Here is a 10536-nt window from a genome sequence, read left to right on the forward strand (position 1 = left end):
GTATGGGTATAAGTGAACAAATTGTATTTTCCGAAATTGATTACGATAAAACTGATGGCATTCGTGGATTAGATATTTGTATTACTACAAGTGCCAAAACAAATGAAGAAGCTAAAGCTTTATTAGAAGCGTTTAATCTTCCATTGAAAGATAGAGATAAAAAATAGAAGGGTGAAATTGTGGCTAAGAAATCAATGCTTATGCGCGAGTTAAAGCGTGTTAAACTTGTGGATAAATACAGGCAACGCAGAAACGAATTGAAACAATTGATTAAATCATCTACAGATTTTCAGATGATTATGGATAGTCAGGAAAAACTAGCAAAGTTACCTGTTAATTCAAATCCTGTACGTCATAACAAACGGTGCCAGCAATGTGGTCGTTCACATGGCGTGTATCGTAAGTTTGCTCTTTGCAGAATTTGCTTAAGACAACAGTTAATGGTTGGCAATATACCAGGCGGAAGAAAATCCAGCTGGTAAATTTTTTGGAGAACGATTGTGAGTATGCATGATCCCGTTGCTGATATGCTGACCCGAATTCGAAATGGTCAACAAGCTAAGCATCAGCAAGTAACATTAACATCTTCTAATTTAAAAGAAGAAATTATGCGTGTTTTTAAAGAAGAAGGCTATATTCAGGACTTCTTCGTGGAAGGATTAGATAATAATCTTAAATTAATGACAATTAAGCTGAAGTATTATCATGGCAAACCTGTTATTGAACTGATTAAGAGAATTAGTAGACCTGGATTACGAGTATATAAATCTTATAAAGATTTAACTTCTATTCCTGGATTTGGGGTGGTTATATTGTCCACGTCTAAAGGTATAATGACTCATGTATCTGCAAAGCTGAAAGGCGTTGGTGGCGAAGTCATTTGTGAAGTGGCTTAATACTTGAGAGGAATGATATGTCTAGAGTAGCGAAAGCCCCTGTAGTCCAGCCAGCAAATGTAGAAATAACATTAGCTGATGGAGAAATTACTGTAAAAGGGCCTAAAGGAGCACTAACTCAAAAAATAAATAAGTTAGTGACGATTACAAAAAATAAAGAGTTTAACCACATTGAGTTTACTCCAGCAGCGAACGATCCTCGAGCTTGGGCTCAGGCTGGAACTGCAAGAGCACTGGTGAGTAACATGGTTCACGGTGTTACTGAGGGTTTTGTGGTAACATTGGAATTGTTTGGTGTAGGTTATAGAGTACAAGCTAAAGACAAATCCATTACCTTATCTCTAGGCTTTTCCCATCCTATTGAGTATTCGTTACCTAAGGGTGTTTCTGTTGAGACTCCTAGCAATACAGTAATATTACTAAAAGGTGCTGATAAGCAAATTTTGGGACAGGTTGCTTCTGAAATCAGAGCATTTAGACCCCCAGAGCCTTATAAAGGAAAAGGTGTTCGATATGCTGGTGAGCAAATTGCTCGTAAAGAAGCGAAAAAGAAATAAGGTGTAAGTTATGAATAAGTATAACTCACGTAAGAGACGTGGATTGAAATCTAAGGCGTTAATTTGTCAATCAGGCAGGGTACGTTTAGTTGTTTATAGAAGTAGTTTGCATATCTATTCTCAAATTATTGAAGCAGATAAACTTGGCGATAGAGTTTTAGCATCATGCTCAACTAACGATAAAGAATTAAGAGCCAGTTTAAGCGGTAAATGCAAAGTTGAACAAGCAAACTTAGTAGGTAAATTACTGGGTAAGCGTGCAAGTGAGAAGGGTATTACTCAAGTTGCATTTGATCGTGCTGGTTATAAATATCATGGCCGAGTGAAAGCCCTTGCTGAAGGTGCTCGCGAAGCTGGATTAGATTTTTAAGGAACGATTATGGCATTCGAAGAATCACCTAAATCAGATGGCTATCAAGAAAAACTTGTAGCAGTTAACCGCACAGCAAAAGTTGTAAAAGGTGGACGTGTGTTTGGCTTTGCAGTTTTAGTTGTGGTAGGAGATGGTAAAGGTAAAGTAGGTTTTGGTAGAGGTAAAGCACGTGAAGTTCCAATAGCAATTCAAAAAGCAATGGAACAAGCAAAGAAAAATATGGTTTATATTCCATTATCTGGAACAACTATATTTCACCAAGTTACTTGGAACTACGGCGCTTCTAAAGTATTTATGAAGCCTGCCAGTGAAGGTACTGGGATTATTGCTGGTGGTGCGATGCGAGCTGTACTGGAAGTTTTAGGCGTACAAAATATATTAGCTAAAAGTATTGGTTCTACAAATCCAAGCAATATTGTACGAGCTACAATCGGTGCTCTAACGAACATTGGTACTCCAGATTATGTTGCTGCCAAGCGTGGTAAAACTGTTGATGAAGTTATGGCGGGCTAATTATGGAAAAAAGAATTAAAATTACTTTGGTAAAAAGTGTTATTGGTAGGAAGCCAAAACATGTTTCTATCGTGAAGCAATTGGGTCTAGGAAAAACTAATTCAAGTGTTTCTCATAATGATACTCCAGCGATTCGTGGGCTTATAAATACTGTCGATTACTTATTGCTAGTTGAGGAGAGTGTATAATGAATTTAAATTCACTATCACCGGAACCAGGTTCACGTCGTCCCAAAAAACGTTTGGGTAGAGGTATAGGATCAGGGTTAGGTAAAACTAGTGGCAAAGGGCATAAAGGTCAAAAAGCTAGAGCAGGTGGATACCATAAAATAAATTTTGAAGGCGGTCAAATGCCTATTCAAAGACGTTTACCAAAAATGGGCTTTAAGTCTCGAGTTGGTAGAACTGTTGATCAAATATGCTTAAGTGAACTTGCCAAGTTATCGGCTGAAGTCATTGATTTAAATGTTTTACGAGAAGCTGGATTAATTAATAGTTCAATTAAAGATGTAAAGGTGATTTTATCAGGCGAAATAACTACAGTCATCAAACTAAAAGGTTTAAGGGTTACTAAAGGAGCTCGCTTAGCCATTGAAGGTTTAGGTGGCAGCATAGAAGAGTGACTATGAAAAACCAAAAACATAATGGAAGCCAATCTCGTGGTGGATTGGCGGAACTTAAATCGAGATTAATATTTGTTATTCTTGGAATTTTAGTTTATCGCTTGGGCGCTCACATACCCGTACCTGGATTGGATCCTACCCGCCTAGCTAATTTTTTTAATGAGCAGCAAAATACCATTTTTGGCTTGTTTAATATGTTTTCTGGTGGTGCATTATCACGGGTAACCGTATTTGCTATAGGTATTATGCCCTATATTTCTGCATCTATTATTATTCAGCTTTTTTCAGTTGTACTTCCCAAGTTAGAGCAACTGAAAAAAGAAGGCGAATCTGGACGTAGAAAAATAAATCAATACACGCGATATTTGACCTTGCTCCTGTCTGTATTTCAGTCTTTAGGCATGGCACGATGGTTAGTAGGGCAGCAAATTGCGCTAAATCCTGATATTTCTTTTTATTTTACTGCTGTAATCACTTTGGTTACAGGAACTATGTTTTTAATGTGGTTAGGTGAGCAAATTACCGAAAAGGGTGTTGGAAATGGTATTTCAATGATTATCTTTTCTGGAATTGTTTCCAGCATGCCTAATGCTATAGCTTCTGTACTTCAACAAGTAAAAGAAGGACAAATGCAGGCGCTTACATTAATTATAGTTGCAGTAATTGTAGTTGTTGTTACAGGGTTTGTAGTTTTTATGGAACGTGCTCAAAGGCGAATTAGAGTTAATTATGCACAAAGAACACAAGGAAGAAAGATTTATGCAGCGCAAACAAGCCACTTACCGTTAAAGATAAATATGTCTGGTGTAATTCCTCCAATTTTTGCATCCAGTATTATATTATTGCCTGCTACATTAGCTCAGTTCTTTTCTCATACTAAGGGTTTAGGATGGTTATCTGATGTTGGGATGGCTTTATCGCCTGGGCAGCCTTTGTATTTAATTGTCTATGCGGTAGCTATTTTGTTTTTTGCGTTCTTTTATGCTGCTCTTGTATTTAATCCAAAAGATACTGCGGAAAATTTAAAGAAATCTGGAGCTTATATTCCAGGGATCAGACCTGGTGAGCAAACAACAAAATATATTGATGCGGTTATGACTCGCTTAACATTAGTTGGTGCATTATACTTGGTTCTGGTTTGCTTGTTGCCTCAGATTCTAATGTACACATGGCATGTTCCTTTTTATTTTGGAGGCACTTCGTTGCTGATTATTGTAGTTGTCATTATGGATTTCGTAGCGCAGATACAAGCTTATTTAATGACACAACAATATGATTCTTTAATGAAAAAGGCTAATTTTAAAGGTAACAAATTACCTGGTCTGTTATGATATTTGTCGGAGTTAAGAATGAAAGTTAGAGCATCAGTAAAGCGAATTTGTCGCAATTGCAAAATTATTAAAAGAAGTGGCACTATACGAGTGATTTGTAAAGATGCCCGACATAAGCAAAAGCAGGGTTAATATCCACTTGATTTAATTTTATAAAAATAGTATTCTTCTGTCCTTTTTTGACAGAACAAAATAACGTTCGGAGAAGTTAATGGCTCGTATTGCAGGAGTAAATATACCAGATCACAAGCATATTGTGATTGCTTTAACAGCTATCTATGGTATCGGTAAAACTACATCCTTGAAATTATGTTCAACAGTTGATATAGATCCTTCAACTAAAGTTTCTCAGTTGACTGATGCTCAATTAGAAAAGTTGAGAGCAGAAATTGCGAAAATTACTGTGGAAGGTGATTTGCGTCGTATTGTCACAATGAATATTAAGCGCCTAATGGATCTGGGATGTTATCGTGGATTAAGACACAGAAGAGGTTTGCCTCTACGCGGACAACGTACGAAAACTAATGCTCGTACTCGTAAAGGTCGTAGAAAAGGCACTACTAATTGATTTTTTATGTAGGAATGTAAGATGGCAATAACTAAGTCAAAGCAGCAAAAAGTACGCAAAAAGGCAAAGCGTGTTGTGTCTGATGGTATCGTTCATGTGCATGCATCATTTAACAACACAATTGTTACCTTTACTGACAGGCAAGGTAATGCGTTATGTTGGGCAACATCTGGTGGTTCTGGTTTCAGAGGTTCAAGAAAAAGTACACCTTATGCTGCGCAAGTTGCAACTGAGCGTGCGGCTGCTGTTGCAAAAGAGTATGGGATGAAATCTGTGGCTGTATTTGTACATGGCCCTGGTCCTGGTAGAGAATCTACCATTCGTGAATTAATATCACAAGATTTTAAAATAGTTGAAATAACTGATGTTACTGGTATCCCTCATAACGGGTGTAAGCCACCTAAAAAACGTCGTGTGTAAGACTCAGGAGTAATTAATGGCTAGATATCTTGGTCCAAAATGTAAATTATCACGACGAGAAGGTTGTGATCTATTACTTAAAAGTGGTGTTCGTGATCATAAGTCCAAATGTAAATCTGAAAAATTACCTGGACAGCATGGCGATAAAAAACCACGCCTGAACGGTTATGGAATTCAGCTTAGAGAAAAGCAAAAAATCAGAAGATTATATGGTGTTCTTGAAAAGCAATTCCGAGGCTATTATAAAGTAGCTGCTCGAATGAAGGGTGCTACTGGTGAAAACCTGATGTCTCTTCTCGAAAGACGTTTGGATAATGTTGTGTATCGTATAGGCTTTGCAACTACTCGTGCTGAAGCGAGGCAATTAGTAGCGCATAAAGCCATATTAGTTAATGATAAAGTAGTTAATGTTTCATCTTTCTTAGTAAGTTCAGGAGATGTGGTTGCTGTTCGTCAAAAAGCCAAAAGTCAAGGTCGTATTCAAGCTGCTTTAGCTTTATCTGAACAAAGAGCGCCTTGTGATTGGATTACTGTAGATACTTCTGCATTTAAAGGAACTTTTTCTACAGCACCAACGTTAACTGACTTATCTTCAGACTACAACGTTAACCTTGTTGTAGAACTCTACTCTAAGTAAGCTCGGAGAAATAGCTGAATGTATACTGAAATCAATGAAATGCTGACCCCTAATGTTCTTAAGGTACAGGCTGAATCGCCATATAAAGCTAGAATAGTTCTAGAGCCTTTGGAGCGTGGCTTTGGTCATACCCTCGGCAATGCTTTGAGACGTATATTACTGTCATCTATGCCTGGGAGTGCAATTACTGAAGCCTCAATTGATGGTGTTTTGCATGAATACAGCACTATTGAAGGCATACAGGAAGATGTTGTTGATCTATTGCTTAATCTTAAATTGATTGCAATTAAGGTGACAACAGGTGAAGAAGCCATAGTTACGCTGAATAAGGAAGGTCCTTGTCAAGTTACTGCAGGTGATATTCAACTGACACATGGTGTTGAAGTAATTAATCCTGAGCTTGTCATTGCGCATTTGAATGAAAAAGGCAAATTAAACATGACGTTAAAAGTTGAAAAAGGAATAGGATTTCATAGTACAGATTCCTTTATTAGACAGTTTGACGATGAAGTAGAGCGAAAATCTGTTGGTAAGCTTAAAATAGATAATAGCTTCTCACCTGTTAAAAAAGTAGCGTACTATGTTGATAGTGCACGTGTTGAAAATCGTACCGATTTAGATAAGTTAACTATTGAGTTAGAAACTAATGGAACAATAGATACTGAAGAAGCAATTCGTATTTCTGCAAGTATTCTTCAGCGACAACTTCATGCATTTGTTGATATGAAGTTCGAAGAATCACGATCTGATAATAAAGAACGCGATGACTTTGATCCGGTTTTATTACGCTCTGTTGATGATTTAGAGCTAACTGTTCGCTCTGCTAATTGCTTGAAAGCAGAAAATATTCATTATATAGGCGATTTGGTACAACGTACTGAAAATGAATTATTAAAGACTCCTAATCTTGGTAAGAAATCTTTAACTGAAATTAAGGACGTTTTAGCATCACGTTCATTATCGCTGGGTATGAAACTTGAGAATTGGCCGCCAGCGAGTCTTGGCGAGTAATGTTTAGGAGTTTTTGTTATGCGTCATCGTAATTCTGGCCGCAGTTTTGGCCGTACAAGTAGTCATCGTAAGGCGATGTTTTCAAATATGTGTTGTTCTTTAATTGAGCATGAGTTGATTAAAACAACTTTGCCCAAAGCTAAGGATTTACGGCGCTACATTGAACCTTTAATTACTGTGAGTAAGGTTGATTCTGTAGCTACACGTCGTCAAGCTTTTGATATTTTAAGATCAAAATCTGCAGTGGGTAAATTATTTACTGATTTAGGTCCACGTTTTGAGAAGCGTCCTGGTGGTTATCTCCGTATCATCAAATGTGGATATAGAGAAGGTGATAATGCACCTATGGCAATTATTGAGTTATTAGACCGTCCTGTTGTTAACGAAGCAGCTGAATAATCATCACTTACAATCTTTAGTGTAAATAAAAACCCGTTTAAAGCGGGTTTTTTTGATATAATTGTTGGTTATTTCAACCTTTTAAGGTAGAGATGACACTAGTCTTAGAATCAGCTAAGGCAAAAATTTTATTTATAACTGAAGACTTATAGCTTATCTAGCCGACCTAACAGCTAAAATTTGGTCTCAATATCTGATTCTGCCCTTATAAATCACGGGTTTTAATTGTTCCCCCGGCTTAACTGAGAAACATTTTCTGGTTAACTTTTGGATGTTTGAGCTGATTGTGAATTGGGGAGTTCAGTATCATTTATCTCTGTTTTAGAAGTTTTTAATTTGCTAAAAAAGCTTACTCCCGAATTGTACAGCCATGCTATCTGTTTTTTGCCTTGCTCCACTCGTCGATCAGCTTGCTGTAAAGTCATTTTTTTTGCCGCCAAACGTTGTGAATCTTCTTGCACACTGAGTATTAAACTATAGGAAATTAGAAGTCTCTCCAATAGTTCCAGGGTGTGACTGATATAACGCGTTACTGGTATTCCAATGTTTTCAAGCCAATAAGGAATTTGCGGTAAAATAAATAAACCTACTGTTAAATACCAGGTACTACGATCATTTATTACTTCCAACAGAGCTAATGAACCACGTAATCCCATTGCTATCTCATAACTCCAAGGATGTTGATAACATAAAAAATCGACCAAAGAAGGGATAAACGTTGAAACAGATGGTCCGAATTGTAATAAATCCGCAATAAAACGTATAATTGACTTCGAACGATAAGTATCTCCTGGCAATCTTGATTGTATATGGGGATGTAAGAGTGCCGTTTCTAAAAAAACTCCAGTGATAGACCAGCTAGAAAGTAAATTGTGATTGAGCCAAGAGCTCAATATTCGCTTCGACCAATGAACAGCATCCCGTTGCTGCCAGTTGGGCGTCAAGCCCATAACACGGAAATAATCTCCCAAATTGGTATGAATTAAATACTGCTCGCCTAAGTAATGTAGCCCTATTTGTTTTATTTGTTGTTTAAATGGCTCCCATATGATGGTCCATCTATAGTGCTCTAAAGGCTTTCTCAGCATTTCTTGAAAAATTGGAGCGGCAACCATCATGTCTTTTGAAACTTCCTTCATCTCTTTTAAATTAATGGCTTGCTGACATTGATCCTCTCTACGAATTAAGATCTTGTCACCAGAAGCCCTTAGTTCAAAGGTATCCAAGCGGGTTGAATTGGAAACAGCATAAACAGAATCATAGCCTTTTTCTCCTTTAAACCAAGCTAATCTGATCTCATTATTAGCACAAAAGATCAAAGTTCCAATCAAAATTTGGCTTTTAGCACATTGATCATCGTTAAGAAATTGATTATAACAAGCTACCATTTCTGTTGTAGGAAGAATAGGTGTAGCGTGGCTTTGTGGTAATATCACAGGAGGAAGAAGAGCAACAGCAGCTATATTTTCTACAGTGAATCTAGGCTGTCTTCTCAGATGTTTGACACAAGAATAAGCTATAGAAATTGCTACCACTGAACCAAACCCTACCAACGTCATCCAACTTGAGCCGGCTTTCATTATGCGCTGATTTGTGGTATTTGAGCCAAAAATGGAGTTGTATACTTTTGCTTTCTTCTTATCTTGTAATGCAACTAAGCTTGGTAAGGACAAACTTGGGATGTCTTTTAAATTCACAGTTACGTTACCAAAATGCAATGATAAGCTTAGTAGTTTATGTGCATCATGTCCCTTAGCAGAATAAAAATCTTTAATTACCACAGTACGAGGTTGATAAATACGTTTACTGATAATAATAAGATCATTTAAATATTCTCCTGTTCGCGCAAAATTTACACCATGAGGAATTTTAGGAAGCATTATACGTGTGTAGGGTTCTACATCCTGAGCTGATAAAACAATAATTTTTTTAGTTTTGTTAAATGTTAAGGGTTTTGGCGATAAAACCCAAATGTTGCGACTATTTCCGCCTTTATTTTTTACAACTTGATTTATTTCAAGAGGTGATTGATGCGCTAAGATATTTAATTGACTCGTCCAAGGAATCTTAGCAGCATCTTTTAATATGATCTTAACAATAAGTTTTTTGCCTAATTGACACTGTTTATTTACTTTTGCTTTAATTAACAAATCTAAATTTTTACCCTTTTTACGTACTATTAAAGTGGAAACACACTGTTTATGTGCTTCCACTTTTTGTATTACAGCACGCAAATCTAAAGTCTCTATCTTTTTTGAGTGAGATTGAGGTGGATACAGTATTATGCTTGGTGTCTGTTTCTCATCTTTTCTCGGTGTTATCTTATAGATATTTTCTTCTCCATTGCCCACCAAATGACTGCGGTGTAGCAGATCGTTCTCTAATACATCATGATGAAGCGAATAACCTATTACTACTGTTTGATTCTGAGTGTGGGCGACTATGGATCCTTGTAATCTTTCAGCTAGTGCTGGATAGTGTTTAACAATTTCACCCAGATTTTTCTTGGTTTGTTGTAGGGTATAAGTCCTTACATTGCCCAGTTTCATTTCTGCATCCGTAAAAATACACGATATCTTAGTGCTATTTGAACGACTAAGTGTCACATTAAATCCATTTTCTGCTTCTGACATTAAGTTGAAAATAACTTTATTATCAGGCAATAAGCGCAGCTGTTTAATCTCGGCTAAGGTATAATTAAAGGAAATTTGATGTTGCGCAGTATCTTTTCCTCGAGTTTCAAAATGTATTTCCGCATCGCCACTACCTCGAGTCAATAAATAAGAAAAATTTCCTTGATTCGCTTGATTTTTGATAACTGTGTAAGGGGACATTTTTATTTGCATTTGATAATGACATTCTTGGTTATTACCAATCACAATAATATCTTGTCCATAAGAATTAGAGTGGCCGCCTCTGCTATCAACATAGCTGGTACGGCAGCCTAAATGGATATAATCCGGCTTTTCTTTACGAGTCAGTAGGTGTTGGAAATTAACTATTCGAAAACTGTTATAATCATAGCCATCATGCACAAGATAAGGCTCTCGCTCGTTCAAATTAATCTGTAGAGATCCACGATTAGAGGCAAAATCTCCTAGGTCTAAAATATTGATCCCACCTTCTCCATCAACATAACCGCTAGTCAGATCGCCTTGTAAAAAAAAGATGTCATTTTGATTGCCACCTATTAAGTGCTTATCTCCATT

The 10536-nt window shown here is 36.9% G+C and carries 15 protein-coding genes and 1 pseudogene; 15 read left to right on the forward strand and 1 reads right to left on the reverse strand.

The features are described from left to right. From WA877_RS00785 to rplQ, 15 genes and pseudogenes are all read left to right on the forward strand, one after another. Window positions 1–167: pseudogene (locus tag WA877_RS00785) on the forward strand (50S ribosomal protein L5); the annotation flags it as partial. A 12-nt stretch (window positions 168–179) separates the two neighbouring features. Continuing rightward, entirely contained in the window at window positions 180–482 is a 303-nt protein-coding gene (gene rpsN / locus WA877_RS00790; protein ID WP_425169041.1) for a 30S ribosomal protein S14, read from the forward strand. A gap of 18 nt (window positions 483–500) precedes the next feature. Then, complete coding sequence (rpsH, locus tag WA877_RS00795) at window positions 501–896, forward strand: 30S ribosomal protein S8 (RefSeq protein ID WP_425169042.1); 396 nt, start codon at window positions 501–503, stop codon at window positions 894–896. A gap of 17 nt (window positions 897–913) precedes the next feature. Further along, a complete protein-coding gene (rplF, locus tag WA877_RS00800; protein ID WP_425169043.1) occupies window positions 914–1453 on the forward strand; it encodes a 50S ribosomal protein L6 in 540 nt (179 codons plus the stop codon). 10 nt (window positions 1454–1463) lie between these two features. Then, window positions 1464–1823: a 50S ribosomal protein L18 gene (rplR, locus tag WA877_RS00805; protein ID WP_425169044.1), complete on the forward strand. Its 360-nt coding sequence runs from the start codon at window positions 1464–1466 to the stop codon at window positions 1821–1823. Between the two features lie 9 nt (window positions 1824–1832). Continuing rightward, window positions 1833–2339 (forward strand): 30S ribosomal protein S5, encoded by a 507-nt coding sequence (rpsE, locus tag WA877_RS00810; RefSeq protein ID WP_425169045.1) that lies wholly within the window; start codon window positions 1833–1835, stop codon window positions 2337–2339. 2 nt (window positions 2340–2341) lie between these two features. Then, window positions 2342–2527: a 50S ribosomal protein L30 gene (gene rpmD, locus WA877_RS00815; RefSeq protein WP_425169046.1), complete on the forward strand. Its 186-nt coding sequence runs from the start codon at window positions 2342–2344 to the stop codon at window positions 2525–2527. Next, window positions 2527–2961 carry a 50S ribosomal protein L15 gene (gene rplO / locus WA877_RS00820; RefSeq protein WP_425169047.1) on the forward strand — a complete coding sequence of 145 codons (435 nt, stop codon included), beginning with the start codon at window positions 2527–2529 and terminating at the stop codon, window positions 2959–2961. The genes rpmD and rplO overlap by 1 nt, the downstream gene beginning before the upstream one ends. Before the next feature lie 2 nt (window positions 2962–2963). Then, the gene (gene secY / locus WA877_RS00825; protein ID WP_425169048.1) at window positions 2964–4292 is read left to right on the forward strand and encodes a preprotein translocase subunit SecY; all 1329 of its coding nucleotides are present in this window, start codon (window positions 2964–2966) and stop codon (window positions 4290–4292) included. A gap of 18 nt (window positions 4293–4310) precedes the next feature. Further along, entirely contained in the window at window positions 4311–4424 is a 114-nt protein-coding gene (rpmJ, locus tag WA877_RS00830) for a 50S ribosomal protein L36 (protein ID WP_010946099.1), read from the forward strand. 79 nt (window positions 4425–4503) lie between these two features. After that, window positions 4504–4860, forward strand: coding sequence for a 30S ribosomal protein S13 (rpsM, locus tag WA877_RS00835; RefSeq protein WP_425169049.1), 357 nt, complete (start codon window positions 4504–4506; stop codon window positions 4858–4860). 21 nt (window positions 4861–4881) lie between these two features. Then, the gene (rpsK, locus tag WA877_RS00840) at window positions 4882–5280 is read left to right on the forward strand and encodes a 30S ribosomal protein S11 (protein ID WP_003633055.1); all 399 of its coding nucleotides are present in this window, start codon (window positions 4882–4884) and stop codon (window positions 5278–5280) included. Between the two features lie 16 nt (window positions 5281–5296). After that, the gene (rpsD, locus tag WA877_RS00845) at window positions 5297–5917 is read left to right on the forward strand and encodes a 30S ribosomal protein S4 (protein ID WP_425169050.1); all 621 of its coding nucleotides are present in this window, start codon (window positions 5297–5299) and stop codon (window positions 5915–5917) included. Between the two features lie 18 nt (window positions 5918–5935). Then, window positions 5936–6928: a DNA-directed RNA polymerase subunit alpha gene (locus tag WA877_RS00850; RefSeq protein ID WP_425169051.1), complete on the forward strand. Its 993-nt coding sequence runs from the start codon at window positions 5936–5938 to the stop codon at window positions 6926–6928. An 18-nt stretch (window positions 6929–6946) separates the two neighbouring features. Continuing rightward, window positions 6947–7327 carry a 50S ribosomal protein L17 gene (gene rplQ, locus WA877_RS00855; RefSeq protein WP_425169052.1) on the forward strand — a complete coding sequence of 127 codons (381 nt, stop codon included), beginning with the start codon at window positions 6947–6949 and terminating at the stop codon, window positions 7325–7327. A gap of 260 nt (window positions 7328–7587) precedes the next feature. On the opposite strand, the gene WA877_RS00860 is transcribed toward rplQ, so the two are convergent. Further along, window positions 7588–10536: hypothetical protein (locus WA877_RS00860; RefSeq protein WP_425169053.1), on the reverse strand; the 2949-nt coding region annotated here is incomplete at its 5' end.

Source organism: Legionella sp. (assembly GCF_049790535.1).
Taxonomy (GTDB): domain Bacteria; phylum Pseudomonadota; class Gammaproteobacteria; order Legionellales; family Legionellaceae; genus Legionella.